General features: G+C 61.8%; 30 protein-coding genes. All 30 read left to right on the plus strand.

Going from position 1 to position 19,038, the window contains the following annotated elements; all coding sequences use genetic code 11:
• Positions 1-9 precede the first annotated feature (9 nt).
• The 30 genes from adhE (at position 10) to LKK40_RS05815 (ending at position 19,032) form a co-directional block, all read left to right on the plus strand.
• On the plus strand, positions 10-2,748 hold the full coding sequence (gene adhE / locus LKK40_RS05670; protein WP_304309835.1) for a bifunctional acetaldehyde-CoA/alcohol dehydrogenase: 2,739 nt from the start codon (positions 10-12) through the stop codon (positions 2,746-2,748).
• A gap of 445 nt (positions 2,749-3,193) precedes the next feature.
• Positions 3,194-3,940, plus strand: coding sequence for a hypothetical protein (locus LKK40_RS05675; RefSeq protein ID WP_304309836.1), 747 nt, complete (start codon positions 3,194-3,196; stop codon positions 3,938-3,940).
• A 629-nt stretch (positions 3,941-4,569) separates the two neighbouring features.
• A complete protein-coding gene (gene rpsJ, locus LKK40_RS05680; protein ID WP_003827292.1) occupies positions 4,570-4,878 on the plus strand; it encodes a 30S ribosomal protein S10 in 309 nt (102 codons plus the stop codon).
• 17 nt (positions 4,879-4,895) lie between these two features.
• A complete protein-coding gene (gene rplC, locus LKK40_RS05685; RefSeq protein ID WP_152580336.1) occupies positions 4,896-5,546 on the plus strand; it encodes a 50S ribosomal protein L3 in 651 nt (216 codons plus the stop codon).
• Between the two features lie 4 nt (positions 5,547-5,550).
• Complete coding sequence (rplD, locus tag LKK40_RS05690) at positions 5,551-6,216, plus strand: 50S ribosomal protein L4 (RefSeq protein ID WP_304309837.1); 666 nt, start codon at positions 5,551-5,553, stop codon at positions 6,214-6,216.
• Between the two features lie 5 nt (positions 6,217-6,221).
• Complete coding sequence (gene rplW / locus LKK40_RS05695) at positions 6,222-6,518, plus strand: 50S ribosomal protein L23 (protein WP_152580334.1); 297 nt, start codon at positions 6,222-6,224, stop codon at positions 6,516-6,518.
• 35 nt (positions 6,519-6,553) lie between these two features.
• Positions 6,554-7,384, plus strand: a complete 831-nt coding sequence (gene rplB, locus LKK40_RS05700) for a 50S ribosomal protein L2 (protein WP_273192341.1) — start codon at positions 6,554-6,556, stop codon at positions 7,382-7,384.
• Positions 7,385-7,399: 15 nt separating this feature from the next.
• Positions 7,400-7,678: a 30S ribosomal protein S19 gene (rpsS, locus tag LKK40_RS05705; protein WP_024464333.1), complete on the plus strand. Its 279-nt coding sequence runs from the start codon at positions 7,400-7,402 to the stop codon at positions 7,676-7,678.
• A gap of 16 nt (positions 7,679-7,694) precedes the next feature.
• A complete protein-coding gene (rplV, locus tag LKK40_RS05710) occupies positions 7,695-8,054 on the plus strand; it encodes a 50S ribosomal protein L22 (protein ID WP_152580332.1) in 360 nt (119 codons plus the stop codon).
• A 2-nt stretch (positions 8,055-8,056) separates the two neighbouring features.
• Positions 8,057-8,881: a 30S ribosomal protein S3 gene (rpsC, locus tag LKK40_RS05715; protein WP_152580331.1), complete on the plus strand. Its 825-nt coding sequence runs from the start codon at positions 8,057-8,059 to the stop codon at positions 8,879-8,881.
• A gap of 5 nt (positions 8,882-8,886) precedes the next feature.
• Entirely contained in the window at positions 8,887-9,306 is a 420-nt protein-coding gene (rplP, locus tag LKK40_RS05720) for a 50S ribosomal protein L16 (RefSeq protein ID WP_152580330.1), read from the plus strand.
• On the plus strand, positions 9,306-9,563 hold the full coding sequence (rpmC, locus tag LKK40_RS05725; protein ID WP_152580329.1) for a 50S ribosomal protein L29: 258 nt from the start codon (positions 9,306-9,308) through the stop codon (positions 9,561-9,563). The genes rplP and rpmC overlap by 1 nt, the downstream gene beginning before the upstream one ends.
• Positions 9,564-9,565: 2 nt before the next feature.
• A complete protein-coding gene (gene rpsQ / locus LKK40_RS05730; protein ID WP_152580328.1) occupies positions 9,566-9,832 on the plus strand; it encodes a 30S ribosomal protein S17 in 267 nt (88 codons plus the stop codon).
• Between the two features lie 71 nt (positions 9,833-9,903).
• Positions 9,904-10,272: a 50S ribosomal protein L14 gene (gene rplN, locus LKK40_RS05735; protein ID WP_152580327.1), complete on the plus strand. Its 369-nt coding sequence runs from the start codon at positions 9,904-9,906 to the stop codon at positions 10,270-10,272.
• A gap of 1 nt (position 10,273) precedes the next feature.
• Positions 10,274-10,609, plus strand: a complete 336-nt coding sequence (rplX, locus tag LKK40_RS05740) for a 50S ribosomal protein L24 (protein WP_273220505.1) — start codon at positions 10,274-10,276, stop codon at positions 10,607-10,609.
• Positions 10,606-11,178: a 50S ribosomal protein L5 gene (rplE, locus tag LKK40_RS05745; RefSeq protein ID WP_152580325.1), complete on the plus strand. Its 573-nt coding sequence runs from the start codon at positions 10,606-10,608 to the stop codon at positions 11,176-11,178. The genes rplX and rplE overlap by 4 nt, the downstream gene beginning before the upstream one ends.
• 1 nt (position 11,179) lies before the next feature.
• Positions 11,180-11,365 (plus strand): type Z 30S ribosomal protein S14, encoded by a 186-nt coding sequence (locus tag LKK40_RS05750; protein WP_024464342.1) that lies wholly within the window; start codon positions 11,180-11,182, stop codon positions 11,363-11,365.
• Between the two features lie 94 nt (positions 11,366-11,459).
• Positions 11,460-11,858, plus strand: coding sequence for a 30S ribosomal protein S8 (gene rpsH / locus LKK40_RS05755; RefSeq protein WP_304309838.1), 399 nt, complete (start codon positions 11,460-11,462; stop codon positions 11,856-11,858).
• A 16-nt stretch (positions 11,859-11,874) separates the two neighbouring features.
• Positions 11,875-12,414 carry a 50S ribosomal protein L6 gene (rplF, locus tag LKK40_RS05760; RefSeq protein WP_152580323.1) on the plus strand — a complete coding sequence of 180 codons (540 nt, stop codon included), beginning with the start codon at positions 11,875-11,877 and terminating at the stop codon, positions 12,412-12,414.
• Between the two features lies 1 nt (position 12,415).
• Entirely contained in the window at positions 12,416-12,787 is a 372-nt protein-coding gene (rplR, locus tag LKK40_RS05765; RefSeq protein ID WP_152580322.1) for a 50S ribosomal protein L18, read from the plus strand.
• Entirely contained in the window at positions 12,784-13,587 is an 804-nt protein-coding gene (gene rpsE / locus LKK40_RS05770) for a 30S ribosomal protein S5 (protein WP_304309839.1), read from the plus strand. Before rplR ends, rpsE begins: the two co-directional genes overlap by 4 nt.
• On the plus strand, positions 13,587-13,769 hold the full coding sequence (gene rpmD / locus LKK40_RS05775; protein WP_152580320.1) for a 50S ribosomal protein L30: 183 nt from the start codon (positions 13,587-13,589) through the stop codon (positions 13,767-13,769). Before rpsE ends, rpmD begins: the two co-directional genes overlap by 1 nt.
• A gap of 2 nt (positions 13,770-13,771) precedes the next feature.
• Positions 13,772-14,230 carry a 50S ribosomal protein L15 gene (gene rplO / locus LKK40_RS05780; RefSeq protein ID WP_152580319.1) on the plus strand — a complete coding sequence of 153 codons (459 nt, stop codon included), beginning with the start codon at positions 13,772-13,774 and terminating at the stop codon, positions 14,228-14,230.
• Positions 14,231-14,424: 194 nt separating this feature from the next.
• Positions 14,425-15,756, plus strand: a complete 1,332-nt coding sequence (gene secY / locus LKK40_RS05785) for a preprotein translocase subunit SecY (RefSeq protein WP_152580318.1) — start codon at positions 14,425-14,427, stop codon at positions 15,754-15,756.
• Positions 15,757-15,898: 142 nt separating this feature from the next.
• Entirely contained in the window at positions 15,899-16,459 is a 561-nt protein-coding gene (locus LKK40_RS05790) for an adenylate kinase (RefSeq protein ID WP_304309840.1), read from the plus strand.
• A gap of 148 nt (positions 16,460-16,607) precedes the next feature.
• A complete protein-coding gene (infA, locus tag LKK40_RS05795; protein ID WP_003808114.1) occupies positions 16,608-16,826 on the plus strand; it encodes a translation initiation factor IF-1 in 219 nt (72 codons plus the stop codon).
• A gap of 23 nt (positions 16,827-16,849) precedes the next feature.
• Positions 16,850-16,963, plus strand: coding sequence for a 50S ribosomal protein L36 (rpmJ, locus tag LKK40_RS05800; protein ID WP_024464351.1), 114 nt, complete (start codon positions 16,850-16,852; stop codon positions 16,961-16,963).
• 131 nt (positions 16,964-17,094) lie between these two features.
• Positions 17,095-17,472 carry a 30S ribosomal protein S13 gene (gene rpsM, locus LKK40_RS05805; protein ID WP_152580317.1) on the plus strand — a complete coding sequence of 126 codons (378 nt, stop codon included), beginning with the start codon at positions 17,095-17,097 and terminating at the stop codon, positions 17,470-17,472.
• Between the two features lie 87 nt (positions 17,473-17,559).
• A complete protein-coding gene (gene rpsK, locus LKK40_RS05810) occupies positions 17,560-17,958 on the plus strand; it encodes a 30S ribosomal protein S11 (protein WP_024464353.1) in 399 nt (132 codons plus the stop codon).
• 78 nt (positions 17,959-18,036) lie between these two features.
• Positions 18,037-19,032: a DNA-directed RNA polymerase subunit alpha gene (locus LKK40_RS05815; RefSeq protein WP_304309841.1), complete on the plus strand. Its 996-nt coding sequence runs from the start codon at positions 18,037-18,039 to the stop codon at positions 19,030-19,032.
• The last annotated feature ends 6 nt before the right edge of the window (positions 19,033-19,038 follow it).

Genomic DNA, 19,038 nt, shown 5'->3' on the forward strand with positions numbered 1-19,038 from the left:
AGGACACAAGTGACCGACGCGAAGAAGAACAACACCGCAGCCAAACCCAGCGCCGAGGACAAGCAAGCTGCGGCTCAGTCCGAGGTCGATGCCTTGGTGAAACGAGGCCTGAAGGCACTCGAGGAATTCGAGGAGCTCAATCAGGAGCAGGTGGACAGGATCGTGGGCAAAGCCTCGGTCGCCGCGCTCAAGAACCATCTCGTGCTCGCGAAGATGGCAGTCGATGAGACCGGGCGAGGCCTGGTGGAGGACAAGGCGACCAAGAACATCTTCGCCTGCGAGCATGTGACCCACTATATGGCGGGTCAGAAGACGGTGGGCATCATCAGCGAGGACGACGTGCTGGGCATCGACGAGGTCGCCGAGCCGGTCGGCGTGGTCGCCGGCGTCACCCCGGTGACGAACCCGACATCGACCGCGATCTTCAAGTCGCTGCTTGCCTTGAAGACCCGCTGTCCGATTGTGTTCGGCTTCCATCCCTTCGCTCAGAAGTCCTCGGTCGAGGCCGCGCGCATCGTGCGCGACGCCGCAGTGGCAGCCGGCGCGCCGAAGGACTGCATCCAGTGGATCGAGCACCCTTCGATCGCCGCGACCGGTGCGCTGATGCAGCATCCCGGCATCGCCACCATTCTGGCCACCGGCGGCCCGGGCATGGTCAAGGCCGCATACACCTCCGGCAAGCCGGCCCTCGGCGTCGGCCCGGGCAACGCTCCGGCCTACGTGGACAACGATGTTGACGTGGTGCGCGCAGCCAACGATCTGGTGCTGTCCAAGCACTTCGACTATGGCATGATCTGCGCCACGGAGCAGGCCATCATCGCGCATGCCGACATCTACGATCAGCTGGCCGCCGAGCTCAAGCGCCGCAAGTCCTACTTCGTCAACGAGGAGGAGAAGGCCAAGCTCGAGCAGTACATGTTCGGCTGCACCTCCTACTCCGGCGGCACGCCGAGGCTCAATTCGATCGTTCCGGGCAAGTCGCCCCAGTTCATCGCCCACGAGGCCGGGTTCGAAATACCCGACGACGTGACGATTCTGGTCGCCGAATGCCGCGAAGTCGGCGAGATGGAGCCGCTGACGATGGAGAAGCTCTGCCCGGTCCACGCGCTGCTCAAGGCGAAGGACAAGGAGCAGGCCTTCGAGATGTGCGAACAGATGCTGGTGCACGGCGCGGGCCACAGCGCGGCTATCCACACGAACAACCAGGAGCTCGTGCGCGAATACGGTCTGCGCATGCACGCCTGCCGCATCATCTGGAACCAGCCCTCGTCGCTGGGCGGCATCGGCGACATCTACAATTCGATCGCGCCTTCGCTCACCCTGGGCTGCGGCTCCTACGGCGGCAACTCCGTGGCGGGCAACGTCCAGGCCGTCAACCTCATCAACGTCAAGCGCATCGCACGAAGGAACAACAACATGCAATGGTTCAAGGTTCCGGCCAAAACATATTTCGAGCCCAACGCCATCCGCTACCTGCGCGATATGTACAACATCCGCAGAGCCGTCATCATCTGCGACAAGGTGATGGAGCAGCTGGGCGTCGTCGACAAGATCATCGACCAGCTGCGCGCACGTCCTGAGCTCGTCACCTTCCGCATCATCGACTACGTCGAGCCCGAGCCGTCGGTGGAGACCGTGGAGCGCGGCGCGGCCATGATGCGCGACGAGTTCGAACCCGACACGATCATCGCCGTAGGCGGCGGCTCGCCGATGGACGCCGCGAAGATCATGTGGCTGCTCTACGAGCACCCCGAAATCTCCTTCGACGATGTGCGCGAGAAGTTCTTCGATATCCGCAAGCGCGCGTTCAGGATTCCGCCGCTGGGCAAGAAGGCGCGGCTCGTGTGCGTGCCGACCTCGTCCGGCACCGGTTCGGAAGTGACGCCGTTCGCCGTGATCTCCGATCACAAGACCGGCTACAAGTACGCAATCACCGATTACGCGCTGACGCCGACCGTCGCCATCGTCGATCCGGTATTGGCCCGCACCCAGCCGCACACGCTGGCGCAGGACTCCGGCTTCGATGCGCTCACGCACGCGATGGAGTCCTTCGTGTCCGTGTACGCGAACGATTTCACCGACGCGATGGCGCTGCACGCCGCGAAGCTGATCTGGGACAATCTCGCCGATTCGGTCAATGCGGCTCCCGGTCTGCGCAAGACCGAGGCGCAGGAGAAGATGCACAATGCGGCCACGATGGCCGGCATGGCCTTCGGATCCGCATTCCTGGGCATGTGCCACGGCATGGCGCACACGATCGGCGCCCTGTGCGGCGTCGCCCACGGGCACACCAACGGCGTGCTCCTGCCCTATGTGATTCGCTACAACGGCAGCATCCCGCAGGAGGCCACGAGCTGGCCGAAGTACAACAAGTACGTCGCTCCGGCGCGCTACCGCGAGTTCGCGAAGGTGCTCGGCGTTGACCCGGGTGCCACGGACGCCGAGGGCGTGGAGAATCTCGCCCGCGCAGTCGAAGACTACCGCAGCAACAAGCTCGATATGGACAAGAGCTTCCAGGCGTGCGGCGTGGATGAGGACTACTTCTGGAGCATCCTCGACCAGATCGGCATGCGTGCCTACGAAGACCAGTGCACGCCCGCGAACCCGCGTGTCCCGATGATCGAGGACATGAAGGACATCGCCATCGCCGCCTACTACGGCGTGCCCCAGGCCGAAGGCCACCGGCTGCGCGCCGAGCGCCAAGGCGCGTCCGCCACGGTCGAGGCCTCGCAAGTAGCCAAGGGCTGAGTCAAGCTGAGTCAGGGTTCGCTGCCTAGGCGTGCCTAGCCGCAGCGAACCCTGAGCTCGCTGAGTCCCTGAGTCCCGCTGGTGTTGCCGGCACAGTGTCACCGCTGTGCCGGCAACACCAACGGGACTCTTGCATGTTCTGCATGTTCTGCCCGTACCAGGCGTCGGGCTCGGCCGATCAGCGTACGTTTTCTGGTGTGATTACGGAAGCCGTATTGGAAAACGTACACTGAGCGCGGGTGAGCGTACGTTTTCCAATACAGACTGCGTGAGCGTGCAGGAAAACGTACGCTGACACGCGCTGCGTGGCACAGATGAGCAGCCGCGGTGTTGGGCATCATGGTTGCGTTGGATGCGGGGCCTCGGCGTGTCGAATCGGCCAGCCTTCGACCACATTGACCGGTTGCGCTATGTAGGGCAGGATCGGTTTCGATAGCGTCATGGTATGAGACGAAACGCGAGACTTGAAGCCATATTCGCTGGGGCCGAGGCGAGCCGCCGCTGCCTATGGGCCGAGAATGACGCCCAGCGCCGGATGCTGCGGCGCAGAGCCGGTTGCGGCGAGCTGGTGCAGCTGTACGGGCACTACTATGCGCGAGCGGCATATTGGGAGACGCTGGGCATGGGCGAGAGATACCGCCACGTCATCCGATCGCACGCAGTGCTCCACCCGAATTGGGTTTTCTGCGATATGACCGCGGCGGCGATGCATGGCCTTGCTGTCGGGCCAGCGGACACTATGGCACTGGCCGAAAACGCGGCATCGTCTGATAGCCCTGATAGCACAGCGCCGAGCTATGCGAAGCTGCGTGCAGAGTCATGGCATGGTGCAGGGTCACGGCGTCGTGCAGAGTCACGGTGTAGTGCAGAGTCGCCAGCTGCACTGCCGCAGCACATGAATCAGCTGCATGTCGCCACGACGAGAAACGGTCGGGCTAGGGACTGTGAGTCGATCAAGTACCATTACGCATGCGCGCTCCGCTACGAAACCGTCGACGGGGTCAAAGTAACTGGCCTGCGGCAGACGCTATTCGACTGCGCGCGGCACCACGAGCTCAATGACGCGCTCCCTGTCATCAAATCCGCGCTGCACGGCGGCTTCGTGGCGCAAGCTGACCTCGCCAACGATTTCGACACCCTGCCCGGCCGCCATCGCGCCCACGCCCTATCGGTCCTCCTCCATGCGATATAAGGTATGCCATCAAAACCGACGATAATTGGAAGAAATCCGCCGCTAAGCGCTGGTCAGCGGCGGATTTCTTCCAATTATCGCTGGTTTACAGGGCGACACGCGACACCGTTAAGCGGGCAACCCTGTGGGTTGCTCGTAGGTGGCGCCGAGTTTCCGCTAAGGAAACGAGGTAGAAAGAACGTATTCGGGCGACATGCGCCGCCGTTAAGTGGGCAGTCCGGTGGACTGCCCATAGGTGGCGCTGAGACCCCGCTAAGGGGACGAAGTAAGAAAGACGATTTGCGCGACACGCGACACCGTTAAGCGGACAACCCTGTGGGTTGCTCGTAGGTGGCGCCGAGTTTCCGCTAAGGAAACGAGGTAGAAAGAACATATTCGGGCGACACGCCCGAATGCTGCTAATACCCCCTCAATGCTTTAATAGAGAAGTTGCCTGTTTTGGGCTCGCATATTGGAATCAAAAAAGCGAGTGCGGCGGCGGGTTCATCGTGTGGATGCATATGGTGAACGTCGCGTGCTGCACACTGATGCGTTGGACCGCGGGGTCGTACCCGGGGGTCCCGTGCGCCGGTGTCCTTGAAGAGCAGGCTGGTAAACAGTAAACGAATCGCTAGAAAGGGCGGACGGCAATGGCGGGACAGAAAATCCGCATCAGGCTTAAGTCCTATGACCATGAGGTCATCGACCAATCGGCGAAGAAAATCGTCGAGACGGTTACGAACGCGGGCGCCACTGTGGTGGGCCCGGTTCCTCTGCCGACCGAGAAGAACGTGTTCTGCGTGATCCGCTCTCCTCATAAGTACAAGGATTCTCGCGAGCATTTCGAGATGCGCACGCATAAGCGCCTCATCGACATCGTGGACCCCACGCCCAAGGCTGTGGACTCCCTGATGCACATCGATCTGCCTGCAGATGTCAATATCGAGATCAAGCTGTAGGGGAGGAGGAAACCGCAATGTCGCAAAAGACTAATCGCACCGCGCTGCTGGGCAAGAAGCTTGGCATGTCGCAGGTCTGGGATGAGAACGGCTTCTTCGTTCCCGTCACGCTCGTCGACGTCTCCACCAACGTGGTCACGACCGTCAAAACCGAGGAAAGCGACGGCTACAACGCCGTGCAGCTCGGCTACGGCCAGATCGACCCGACCAAGGTGACCAAGCCCCTCGCGGGCCACTTCGCCAAGGCCGGCGTGACCCCGCGCCGTCACCTCGCCGAGGTGCGCACCGAGAACGCCGCCGAGTTCGAGGCCGGCCAGGAGCTGAGCGCCGAACTCTTCGGCGAAGGCGCTGTGGTGGATGTCACTGGCACCACCAAGGGCAAGGGCTTCGCGGGCACCATCAAGCGCTGGGGCTTCAAGTCCTATCGCCGTACCCACGGCTCGCACAAGAACGAACGTCGCCCCGGTTCCGTCGGCGCGTGCGCCACGCCGAGCCGCATCCTCAAGGGCAAGCGCATGGCTGGCCGCATGGGCCACGTCACCTCCACCGTGCAGAACCTCACCGTGGTTTCCACGGATGTGGAGAATGGCATCATCGCGATCAAGGGCGCCGTTCCCGGTCCCAAGGGCGCTATCGTGCTTGTCCGTTCCGCAGTGAAGGGAGCCTGAGACAATGGCTAACGTTACTTTGAACGTCACTGACGCCAAGGGCAAGTCCGCTGGATCGCTCGAAGCTCCTGCCGATATCTTCGGGATCTCCGACGAAGACGTGCAGGCGCATGTCCCGCTGATCCACCAGGTGGTCATCGCGCAGCTCGCGGCGGCCCGCCAGGGCACGCACGCCACCAAGAACCGCGGTGCGGTCTCCGGCGGCGGCAAGAAGCCGTGGAAGCAGAAGGGCACCGGTCGTGCTCGTCAGGGTTCGATCCGTGCGCCGCAATGGGCTCACGGCGGCATCGCCCACGGTCCGGTTCCGCGCAGCTACGAGCAGCGCACCCCGAAGAAGATGAAGGCCAGCGCCCTGCGCTACGTCCTGTCCAATCGGGCCAACAACGATCGCATCGCCATCGTGGATCTGGGCATCACCGATGCCCCGTCCACCAAGACCGCGATCGCCGCGCTCACCCCTGTGACCGAGAACAAGTTCACCACGGTCGTGCTTTCGCGCGACAGCGTGAACGAGTGGCTCTCCGTGCGCAACATCCCCACCGTGCATGTGATCTTCGCCGATCAGCTCAACACGTACGATGTGGTCACCGCTCAATACATCGTCTTCACGAAGGAAGGCTTCGATGCCTTCGTCGCCGCGAAGACCGAGCCGACCGTCAAGGAGGTCTGATCACCATGGTCGCTATTCACAAGCCAGCACATGACATCATCCTCAAGCCTGTCGTCTCCGAGAAGAGCTATGCGGCATCCGATCGCGGGCAGTACACCTTCGTGGTGGCGCCCACCGCGAACAAGGTGCAGATCAAGCAGGCCATCGAGGAGATCTTCAAGGTCAAGGTGACGAACGTCAACACCCTCAACCGCTCCGGCAAGCGCCAGCGCACCCGCTCGGGCTTCGGCCAGCGCGTGAGCCAGAAGCGCGCCATCGTGTCCGTGGCCGAGGGCCAGACGATCGACATCTTCGGTAACTGAAGGTTAGCCGAGAAAGTCAAAGGAAGAACTACATTATGGCTATCCGTACATATAAGCCGACCTCTGCGGGCCGTCGCAACGCTTCGGTTTCGGACTTCTCCGAGATCACGCGCTCCACGCCTGAGAAGTCGCTCGTTCGCAAGCTGTCCAAAACCGGCGGACGCAATTCTTACGGCCGCATGACCTCCCGCCATCGCGGCGGCGGTCACAAGCGCCAGTACCGTCTCATCGACTTCAGGCGCTGGGACAAGGACGGCGTGCCGGCCAAGGTCGCTCACATCGAGTATGACCCGAACCGCTCCGCCCGCATCGCGCTGCTGCACTATGCCGACGGCGAGAAGCGCTACATCATCGCGCCCGAAGGCATCAGCCAGGGCGACGCGATTGAGACGGGCGCTCAGGCCGATATCAAACCGGGCAACAACCTGCCGCTGCGCAACATCCCGACCGGTACCATCGTGCACGCCATCGAGCTGCGCCCCTTGGGCGGTGCGAAGATCGCGCGTTCCGCAGGTGCCGGCGTCCAGCTGGTCGCCAAGGATGGAGCCTACGCTCAGCTGCGCATGCCGTCCGGCGAAATCCGCAACGTCGACGCCCGCTGCCGCGCCACCGTCGGTGAGGTCGGCAATGCCGATCACGCCAACGTGGAGCTTGGCAAGGCCGGTCGCGCCCGCTGGAAGGGCAAGCGCCCGATCGTGCGTGGCGAGTCCATGAACGCCGTCGACCATCCACACGGTGGCACCACACGCGGCGGTCGTCCGCCCGTGTCGCCATGGGGCAAGGGTGAAGTCCGTACGCGTCATCCGAAGAAGGCTTCGAACAAGATGATCGTTCGTCGTCGTCCGAATGGTAAGAACCGCAAGTAAGGGAGTGTCGAGCAGATGACTCGAAGCATCAAGAAGGGCCCCTTCGTCGACGCCCACCTACAGAAGAAAGTCGACGTTCAGAATGAGAAGGGCACGCACAACGTCATCAAGACGTGGTCGCGCCGTTCGATGATCACGCCTGATTTCATCGGGCACACCTTCGCCGTTCATGACGGCCGCAAGCATGTCCCGGTGTTCGTCACCGAGGCCATGGTCGGCCACAAGCTCGGTGAATTCGCCCCGACCAAGACCTTCCGAGGCCATGTGAAGGACGACAAAAAGGCACGCCGCTAAAGGAGAGCAGAGACTTATGGAAGCTAAAGCAATCGCTCGTCACGTACGCGTGACGCCGCGCAAGGCTCGCCGCATGGTCGACCTCATCCGAGGCAAGCAGGCGACACAGGCCATCACCACCCTCAAGTTCGCCCCTCAGGACGCTGCCACTCCGGTGCGCAAGGTTCTGGAGAGCGCTATCGCGAACGCTCGCGTCAAGGCCGACAAGGCCGGCGAGGCGTTCCATGAGAACGATTTGTATATCACGGAGACGTATGTGGACGAAGGCGTGACGCTCAAGCGTTTCCGCGCTCGTGCACAGGGACGGGCCGCTCGTATCAACAAGCGCACCAGCCATATCACGGTCGTTGTCGCCAACAAGGAAGGAGCCCGCTAAAGATGGGTCAGAAGATCAATCCCTTCGGATACCGCCTGGGCATCACCGAAGACCACCGTTCCAAGTGGTTCTCAGATTCCAACAAGGCCGGCGAACGCTACCGTGATTTCGTCCTCGAAGACGATGAGATCCGCAAGGTCATGAGCAAGGACCTCGAGCGTGCGGGAGTCTCCCGCATCATCATCGAGCGCACTCGCGACCGTGTGCGTGTGGACATCCACACCGCGCGTCCGGGCATTGTGATCGGCCGCCGCGGAGCTGAAGCCGAGCGCGTCCGCGCCAAGCTCGAGAAGCTCACGGGCAAGCAGGTCCAGCTCAACATCTTCGAAGTGAAGAACGCCGCGCTCGATGCGCAGCTGGTCGCTCAGGGCATCGCCGAGCAGCTGACCAACCGCGTCACCTTCCGCCGCGCGATGCGCAAGGCCCAGCAGGATGCTATGCATGCTGGCGCCAAGGGCATCCGCATCAAGCTCTCCGGCCGTCTCGGCGGCGCGGAAATGAGCCGTTCCGAGTTCTACCGCGAGGGTCGCGTTCCGCTGCAGACCCTGCGCGCCCTGATTGATTACGGCTTCTTCGAAGCCAAGACCACCTACGGCCGCATCGGCGTGAAGGTGTGGATCTACAAGGGCGACATGACCGAGCACGAGTTCGAAGAGCAGCAGGCCCAGCAGGGTGCGAGCCGCCCCGGCCGCCGTGGTGGCGATCGCCGCCCGCGCCGTGGACAGCGCCCCGCCTCGCAGCACAGGACCGACGCCGCGCCAGCGACCGAAGCCCCGGCTGCAGCTCCTGCCGCTGCGGCTGCTCCTGCTACAGAAGTGAAGGAGTGAGCTAAATGCTTATCCCAAAGAGGACCAAGTATCGTAAACAGCAGCGTCCGACCCGCCGTGGCATGTCCAAGGGCGGCAACGAGATCGCCTTCGGCGATTACGGCATTCAGGCGCTTGCCCCCGCATACGTGACCAACCGCCAGATCGAGGCCGCTCGTATCGCCATGACCCGCTACATCAAGCGTGGCGGTCGTGTGTGGATCACGATCTTCCCTGATCGTCCGCTCACCAAGCACGCGCTTGGCTCGCGAATGGGTTCGGGTAAGGGCGTGCCGGAGTTCTGGGTCGCCAATGTGCGTCCTGGGCGCGTCATGTTTGAGATCGGCGGCGTTACCGAGGACATCGCTCACGAGGCCCTGCGCCGCGCGATCGACAAGCTCCCGATGAAGTGCCGTATTATTGCTCGCGAAGGCGGTGACATCTGATGTCAGTCGGAACTGCAGACTACACCATCAAGAATCTCAACGAGAAGACCAATGACGAGATCGAGGGCTTCCTCAAGAAGTCCAAGGAAGAGCTGTTCAACCTGCGCTTCCAGAACGCCACGGGCCAGCTCGACAACTCCGCTCGTCTCAAGGCTGTCAAGCGCGATGTCGCCAGGATGTACACCGTCCTGCGCGAACGCGAGCTGGGCATCAGCCAGGCTCCTGAGGCAAGCGAAACCAAGACCGAGGAGAAGTAAGCATGGCTGAAAAGCAAGAGCGCAACTTCCGCAAGACTCGTAGCGGCTATGTCGTGTCCGACGCTATGGACAAGACGGTCACCGTCGAGCTCGAGCAGCGTTCGACCCACCCCCTGTACGGCAAGGTCGTGCGCACTACCCGTACGGTCAAAGCCCATGACGAACACAACGACGCCCACGTTGGCGACCTCGTGAGTATCATGGAAACTCGGCCTCTGAGCAAGACCAAGCGTTGGCGCGTCGAATCAATCGTCGAGCGCGCCAAGTAACAAGTTCGGCAAGGCTCCGCGAGACACCTGCAAGGGTGCTCGGGGAGAACCAGCTCGGCTAAGGAGAATCAATGATTCAGCAGGAAACGCGGCTTCATGTCGCCGACAACACGGGTGCCAAGGAGATCTTGGCCATCCGCGTGCTCGGCGGGTCGAAGCGACGCTATGCCGGCATTGGCGACGTGATCGTCGCCTCCGTCAAGGATGCGATCCCTGGCGGGTCGGTCAAGAAGGGCGACGTGGTCAAGGCCGTCGTCGTCCGCACTGTCAAGGAGCACCGTCGCACCGACGGCTCCTACATCAAGTTCGACGAGAACGCCGCCGTCATTCTCGGCTCTGGCCGTGAACCCAAGGGCACTCGTATCTTCGGACCGGTCGGTCGTGAACTGCGCGACAAGCGCTTCATGAGGATCGTGTCCCTCGCCCCGGAGGTGATCTGAGATGGTAGCCAAGATTAAGTCCGGCGATCAGGTCAAGGTCATCCGCGGCAAGGACCGCGGCAAGGAAGGCACCGTCACCAGCGTGCTGTCCAACGACCGTCTGATCGTCGAAGGCGTGCAAATCGTCAAGAAGCACGTGCGCGCCACGCAGCAGGGCCAGCAGGCCGGCATCGTCTCCGTCGAGGCGCCGATCCATCGCTCCAATGTGATGCTGATCGACCCCGAGACCAAGGAGCCCACTCGCGTGGGCGTCGCGGTCAAGGAAGAGGCGCGTGAAGGCAAGGTCAAGGTCGTGCGCACCCGCGTCGCCAAGAAGTCCGGAAAGGAGCTGGCATGAGCGCCACAGCAGTTGAAGCCTCAGCGACTCCGCGTCTGAAGCAGAAGTACAACGACGAGATCATCGCCGAGATGGAGAAGGAGTTCAACCACTCCAACCCCATGCAGATCGCTCGTCTGAAGAAGATCGTCGTCTCCATGGGCGTCGGCGCCGCGGCTCGCGACTCCAAGCTCATCGAAGGCGCCGTCAAGGATCTCACGCTGATCACCGGCCAGAAGCCCAAGGTCACCAAGGCCAAGAAGTCCGTCGCGCAGTTCCATCTGCGTGAGGGCCAGGCCATCGGCGCCTATGTGACGCTTCGCGGCGACCGCATGTGGGAGTTCCTCGATCGTCTGCTGACCCTCGCCCTGCCCCGCATCCGCGATTTCCGCGGCATCAACGGCAAGCAGTTCGACGGCCAGGGAAACTACAACTTCGGCCTCACCGAGCAGTCCATGTTCCATGAGATCGATCCCGATTCCATCGACCACCAGCGTGGCATGGACATCACCGTGGTGACCAGCACCAAGGACGACAAGGAAGCAAGCGCGCTGCTGAAGCACCTAGGCTTCCCCTTCAAGGAGAACTGATATGGCAAAAACCGCTCTTAAGAACAAGGCGGCCGCGAGCCCCAAGTTCAAGGTGCGCGGCTACACCCGCTGCCAGGTTTGCGGGCGTCCCCATTCCGTGTACCGCAAATTCGGCCTGTGCCGCATCTGCCTTCGCGAGAAGGCACACCGTGGCGAGCTGCCCGGAGTTACGAAGTCCAGTTGGTAAACATCGACGCTGAAGGTCCGTCCGGAGCGACGCTGCGCTTCATGCGCAGCGAAGAACCGGCGGAAACCACGGCGAGAAAGGGCGTACGCCCACAATGACAATGACAGATCCCATCGCAGACATGCTTACGCGTCTGCGTAATGCGAGTGCGGCAAAACACGAAACCGTGGACATGCCGTACTCCAAGTTCAAGGCGAATATCGCCGAAATCCTCAAGCGCGAAGGCTACATCAAGGATTTCTCGGCGAAGGAAGCCAAGGTCGGCCAGACCTTGGAGATCGCCCTTAAGTACGGCCCGACCGGGGAGCGCTCCCTGCAAGGCATCAAGCGCATCTCGAAGCCTGGACTGCGCCGTTACGCGAAGTCGGACTCCCTGCCCATGCCTTTGGGCGGACTCGGCATCGCCATCATCTCGACCAGCTCGGGATTGCTGACTCAGAAGGAATGCCTCGACCGGGGCATCGGCGGCGAAATCGTCGCCTACGTGTGGTGAGAAAGGAGAGCTGAACATGGCATCGCATATTGGCAAGCTCCCCGTCGCCATCCCGGCAGGCGTGGAGGTCTCCATCGAGGGACAGAACTTCTCCGTCAAGGGCTCCAAGGGCTCTGACTCCTACACGATTCCCGAAGGCATCACCGCTGCTCTCGAAGGCTCCGAAGTCATCCTGACTGCGGCCGACGACGAGCGCCAGACCCGTGCATACCACGGTCTGAGCCGTTCGATCATCGCCTCGATGGTCAAGGGCGTGCATGACGGGTACACCAAGACGCTTGACATCATCGGCACGGGCTACCGCGCGCAGATGAAGGGCAAGGGCATCGAGTTCTCGCTCGGCTACTCGCACACCATCACCGTGCAGCCGCCGGAAGGCATTGAATTCGAACTGCCGAACGCCAACCAGGTCATCGTGAAGGGCACCGACAAGCAGGTCGTCGGCCAGGCTGCGGCGAACATCCGCAAGCTGCGCGCGCCGGAACCCTACAAGGGCAAGGGCATCAAGTACAGCGACGAGCACATCCTTCGCAAGGCTGGAAAGGCTGGTAAGTGATATGAGCGTGAAGATTTACGGCAAAGGCAAGTACGTCGCACGACTTCGTCGCCACGCCCGCCTGCGCAAGCACATCTCCGGCACCGCTGAGCGTCCGCGTCTCGTGGTCACCCGTTCGAACCGCCATATGGTCGCTCAGATCGTGGACGATACTAAGGGCATGACCCTGGCAAGCGTCTCCACGCTGCAGTCTGACTTCAGCGATTTCGAGGGCACCAAGTCCGAGGCCGCCAAGAAGGTCGGCGAGCTGATCGCCGCGAAGGCGAAGGCCGCTGGCATCACCGAGGTCGTCTTCGACCGCGGCGGCAACAAGTACCATGGTCGCGTCGCAGCCGTTGCAGACGGCGCCCGCGAGGGAGGTCTGGCACTGTGAGTGACAACACTGTAAGCGTCAACGATAAGGAAACTCAAGTGGCGCAAGATACGCAGAACACCCAAGGCTCCGCCCAGGGCAGCAGCGACCAGCACGGGGATTCCCGTGACGGACGTCGCGGCCAGCGTGGCGAAGGCCAGCGCGGTGACGGTCGTCGTGGCGAAGGCCGCGGGGATGGTCGTCGTGGGGGCCGTGGCGGCCGTCGCGAGGAGAATCGCGGCGACGAGCTGCTCGACCGCGTGGTGACCATCAACCGTGTGTCCAAAACCCATAAGGGTGGACGTACCTTCAGCTTCGCCGCCCTTGTGGTGGTAGGCGACGGCAACGGCACGGTCGGCGTTGGCTACGGCAAGTCCCGCGAGGTCCCTGCGGCCATCGCCAAGGGCCAGCTGGATGCCAAGAAGCATATGTTCAACGTTCCGCGCGTTCGCGGCACGGTCACCCACCCGGTGATCGGCCATGATGCTGCGGGCACGGTCCTGCTGCGTCCTGCGGCCCCCGGCACCGGCGTTATCGCCGGCGGCCCGGTGCGCGCCGTCATGGAGTGCGCTGGCATCTCCGACATCCTCACCAAGTCGATGGGTTCCACCACGGCGGTGAACGTCGTGCGTGCCACCGTGGACGCCTTGAAGAACCTTGAGGAGCCCGAGGAGATCGCCGCACGTCGTGGCGTTGCCCTTGAGGAAGTGGCTCCCGATGCCATGCTGCGCGCTCGTGCGGCCGGCATCGCCGAGGCTCGCAAGGCCCGTGAAGAGGCTCAGGCCAAGAAGGCCGCCTCCGAAGCAAAGGATGGTGAGTGATGGCTCAGCTCAAGATCACTCTCGTGCACGGCCTGGTCAACAGGAAGCCCGCACAGCGCGAGACGGTCAGGACCCTCGGTCTTCACAAGATCGGCCAGAGCGTCGTCCGTGAGGATTCGCCCGCCAATCGTGGTCTGGTGCACGCCGTGCGTCACCTGGTCACCGTCGAGGAGGTCGACTGATTATGGCAAACGAAGAAAATGGCATCCTGCAGATGCATGATCTGCACCCTGCTCCCGGCGCCAAGAAGGACCGCATTCGTGTGGGCCGAGGCGAAGGCTCCAAGGGCAAGACCTCGGGCCGTGGAGACAAGGGCACGAAGAAGCGCTATCAGGTTCGTATGGGCTTTGAAGGCGGCCAGCTGCCGCTGTACATGCGCCTGCCGAAGCTGCGCGGCTTCAAGAGCCCCTTCAAGAAGGAGTTCCAGGTCGTCAACATCGCGACGCTTGCCGAGCTCTTCCCCAAGGGCGGCGAAGTGAGCGTCGAAGACTTGATCGCCAAGGGCGCTGTGCGCTCCGGCTACCCGGTCAAGGTGCTCGGCGACGGTGAGACCGAAGCTTCCTTCACGCTCAAGGGCGTCAAGGCATCGGCCTCGGCCAAAGCCAAGATCGAAGCCGCAGGCGGTTCCATCTCCGAGGACTGAGTGCCTCTGGGGATACGCTTGATATGAAGCAAAGGATATGGCCCTCCCCGCATTGCGCGGGGAGGGCCATATCCGTTTTTGCCACGCCTTGGCTAGGCATGCGTCTTTCGTAGATGCTCTACGCTAGACTCGCCGATTAGAGTCTGTTTGCATGGGTGCGTAAGCTGCGCACGATACAGGGAAGGAAACCCCAGGTGAGGACGTTAATCCAGGCCTTCAAAACCAAGGAACTCAGGAACAAGATCCTGTTCGTCTTTGGCATGATCATCATCTACCGCATCGGTTCGTTCATCCCCACGCCGGGAGTGGATTACAAAGTGGTGCGCCAGTGCGTCTCCACGCTGTCCTCGAACCAGGAGAACTTCATCGGCCTGGTGAATCTGTTCTCCGGCGGCGCGATGCTGCAGCTGTCGATCTTCGCCCTTGGCGTGATGCCTTACATCACCGCATCCATCGTGATTCAGCTGCTGCGCGTCGTCATCCCGCGCTTCGAAGCGCTGCACAAGGAAGGCCAGTCCGGCGAGGCGAAGCTTACCCAGTACACGCGTTACCTGACCATCGGCCTTGCCATCCTGCAGTCCACCACGATTCTGGTCACCGCACGCTCCGGCGCGCTGTTCAACTACCAGTGCTCGCAGGTCATCCCCGACGGCTCGGTGTGGAATCTGACCGTCATGGTGCTGGTCATGACCGGCGGCACCGGCCTGATCATGTGGATGGCCGAGCTCATCACGGAGAAGGGCATCGGACAGGGCATGTCCGTGCTTATCTTCATGTCCATCTGCTCCGGCTTCCTGCCGCAGCTGTGGGAGATCGGCTGGGGCACCAACGGCAAGAACGGCGACTGGGCCAAGTTCGGCATCGTCACCGCGGTGCTGCTGGTCATCCTCATCTTCGTGGACTTCGTGGAGCTGTGCCAGCGCCGCATCCCGGTGCAGTACACCCGGCGCATGATCGGGCGCAAGATGTACGGCGGCTCCTCGACCTACCTGCCGCTGAAGATCAACATGAGCGGCGTCATCCCGCCGATCTTCGCCTCTTCGATTCTCGCCATCCCGACGCTGATCGCGCAGTTCGGCAAGGACCAGTCCTGGGTCAAGTGGATCAACGCCAATCTGGCCAACACCACCTCCGTGTGGTACATCGGTCTGTACTCGCTTATGATCGTCTTCTTCTGCTTCTTCTACACCGCGATCACCTTCAACCCGGATGAGACCGCCGACAACATGAAGCAGTACGGCGGATTCATCCCCGGCATCCGCGCCGGCAGCGCGACCAGCCGCTACCTGAGCTACGTGATGAACCGGCTCAACACGGTCGGCGCCGTCTACCTGCTCTTCGTGGCGCTGATTCCGACGGTGCTGATCATGGCGCTCAAGCTCAACGCCAAGCTGCCCTTCGGCGGCACGACGATTCTGATTATCGCCGGCGTGGGCCTCGATACGCTGCGCCAGGCGAAGGCGCAGACCGAGCAGTTCCAATACACCGGATTCCTCTTCGAAGGTACCGACCACAAAGAGGGCTGACCTGCACGATGCGCCGGTTCGCTGCGGCTTTGGCTGTGGCGAACCGGCGTTCGTAACGGCCCTCATTCGTAACGATAAGTATTGCAAGGCATTACAAAGCGTTACAAGCATGACAAGAACCACATCAAGCAAAGGATATGATATGCGACTGCTGATCATGGGCCCGCAAGGCGTGGGCAAAGGCACTCAGGCCGCGCTGCTGAGCGAGCATTACGGCATCCCGGCGATTTCCACCGGCGATATCTTCCGCTACAACATCAAGAACCAGACCGCGCTCGGCAAGGAAGCCCAGTCCTACACGGACAAGGGCGAGCTGGTGCCCGACGAGGTGACCAACCGCATCGTCAAGGACCGGCTGGCGCAGGACGATGTCAGGAACGGCTGGATCCTCGACGGCTACCCGCGCAACGCCGCCCAGGTGCAGGCGCTTGACGAGATGCTGGAAGCGCTCGGCACCCCGCTCGACTATGCGGTCACGCTCGAAGCCGACCACGATGTGCTCATGGAGCGCATGAGCAAGCGCGCCGAGCAGGAGGGCCGCGCCGACGACACCCCCGAGGCGATCGCGGAGCGACTGGCGATTTACGAGCGCGAAACCGCGCCGCTGATCGACATCTACAGGAGCCGCAAGCAGCTGGTCACGGTTAACGGCGTCGGCGACATCAAGGAAATCAACGCCAAGATCGTTGAGCTGCTTGGCTGATTGACAGCGGCTTTATAGCATAGCAAGCCACAAAGCGGGGAATACGACACGCCAGGTGCACAGTATTCCCCGCTTTGCTGTATGCTTTGAATTTGGTGTGTTTTCGCAACACCCATAAGTAAGCAGGCCAAGGAACGGATTGAGGCTCATGGCAAAAGACGGTGTGATTGAAGTCGAAGGACAGGTAGTGGAGGCACTGCCGAACGCGATGTTTCGCGTTGAACTCGAGAACAAGCATATCGTGCTCGCCACCATCTCAGGCAAGATGCGGAAGAACTACATTCGCATTCTGCCGCAGGATCGTGTGGTTTTGGAAATGAGCCCGTATGATCTCAACCGCGGTCGTATTACGTACCGTTACAAGTAACTGTACACAGCAAAAGGAAAACCATGAAGGTCAGCCCTAGCGTGAAGAAGATCTGCGAGAATTGCCGCGTGATCCGTCGTCACGGTCGCGTCATGGTGATCTGCTCCAACCCGCGCCATAAGCAGCGTCAAGGCTGAGCAATCCCAGCGACAACCAAATAATACGCTAAGTCGCAGCACTCTCGAAGTGCTGAACCCCGAGCTCGCAGGCTCGGGCCGGATATCCGGATGACTTGGTGCAAGACCTGCGGAAAACAGAAGGAATCGCAATGGCACGTCTTGCCGGAGTCGACATCCCCAATGAGAAGCGCATCGAGATCGCCCTCACCTATATCTTTGGTGTAGGCCGCACTCGTGCGAAGGAAACCCTCGCCGCGACGGAGATCAGTCCCGATACGCGCGTGAAGGATTTGACGGATGAGCAGCTGATTACGCTGCGCGACTATCTTGAGTCCAACTACAAGATCGAAGGTGATCTGCGTCGCGAGGTCGATGCGGATATCCGTCGCAAGATTCAAATCAATTGCTACCAAGGCCAGCGTCATCGTAGGGGACTCCCTGTGCGCGGTCAGCGCACCAAGACCAACGCCCGTACCCGCAAGGGCCCGAAGCGCACGGTTGCAGGGAAGAAGAAGGCCACCAAGTAGTCGGTGGCATGATCTGGGCCACGAGAGGCTTCATGCGTCTCATCGTCCGGACAACCAAATAGTTCGTTACTAGGAAACGAGGGTCAGTTGGCAGCTCAAAAGCAAGCCACGCGCAAGCCGCGTCGCCGGGATCGCAAGTCGGTGCCGGTCGGGCAGGCGCATATCAAGTCCACATTCAACAACACCATCATCTCGATCACCGATCCGTCCGGGGCCGTCGTGTCCTGGGCGTCCGGTGGCGATGTCGGCTTCAAGGGCTCGCGTAAGTCCACGCCGTACGCCGCAGGCATGGCCGCGGAATCCGCAGCCCGCAAGGCGATGGAGCACGGCGTCAAGAAGGTCGACGTCTTCGTCAAGGGTCCCGGCTCCGGCCGCGAGACCGCGATTCGCTCCCTGCAGTCCGCAGGTCTTGAAGTCGGTTCGATCACCGACGTCACCCCGCAGGCACATAACGGTGTCCGCCCCCCCAAGCGCCGTCGCGTCTGAGCACTCAAGAATCCATCCATCCAACCCGCCTATGGCCGGTGAGTGCACCACCGATCAGAAGCTGAAAGGATAACCATAGTGCTTATCGCACAGCGTCCGACATTAACTGAGGAATCACTCAATCCGCAGCGTTCCCGCTTTGTCATCGAGCCGCTTGAGCCTGGCTTCGGTTATACGCTCGGCAATTCGCTGCGTCGCACGCTCCTGAGCTCCATCCCCGGAGCCGCTGTGACTTCGGTGCGCATCTCTGGCGCCCTGCATGAGTTCACCACTCTGCCCGGCGTCGAGGAGGATGTGACCGAGATCCTGCTGAACATCAAGGGCATCGTGCTCACGAGCGAATACGACGAGCCGGTTGTCATGTATCTGCGCAAGAGCGGCAAGGGCGAAGCGCTCGCAGGGGACATCACTCCTCCGGCCGGCGTCACCATTGCCAACCCCGATATGCATATCGCGTCGCTCGCGGACGATGGGGAGCTCGAGATCGAGTTCACCGTCGAGCGTGGCCGCGGCTATGTGCAGTCCCAGATGAACAAGTCGGATGGCGACGAAATCGGCCGTATTCCGGTTGATTCCATCTACTCCCCGGTGCTCAAGGTGAGCTACAAGGTCGAGGCGACGCGCGTGGAACAGCGCACGGACTTCGACAAGCTCATCCTTGATGTGGAGACCAAGCCGGCGATTTCGCCGCGCGATGCGGTCGCCTCTGCAGGATCCACCCTGGTGGAGCTCTTCGGCCTGTGCCGCGAGCTCAACACGCAGGCGGAGGGCGTCGAAATCGGCCCCGCGCCGGTCGCCGAGGAGACGAATCCGGAGATGGCCGTGCCGATCGAGGATCTCAACCTTACGCAGCGCAGCTACAACTGCCTCAAGCGCGAGGGGATCCACACCATCGGCGAGCTGGTCGCCCACACGGAGCAGGATCTGCTGGACATCCGCAATTTCGGTATGAAGTCAATCGATGAGGTCAAGGAGAAGCTGCAGACGCTCGGTCTGTCGCTCAAGGCCTCGCCGCTTGGTTTCGATACCAACAACCTTGAAGGGGGCACGTTCTTCTCGCCGGAAGACGAGTGACGCGCA

The organism is Bifidobacterium tibiigranuli (assembly GCF_022655035.1).
In the GTDB taxonomy this organism is placed as follows: Bacteria; Actinomycetota; Actinomycetes; order Actinomycetales; family Bifidobacteriaceae; genus Bifidobacterium; species Bifidobacterium tibiigranuli_A.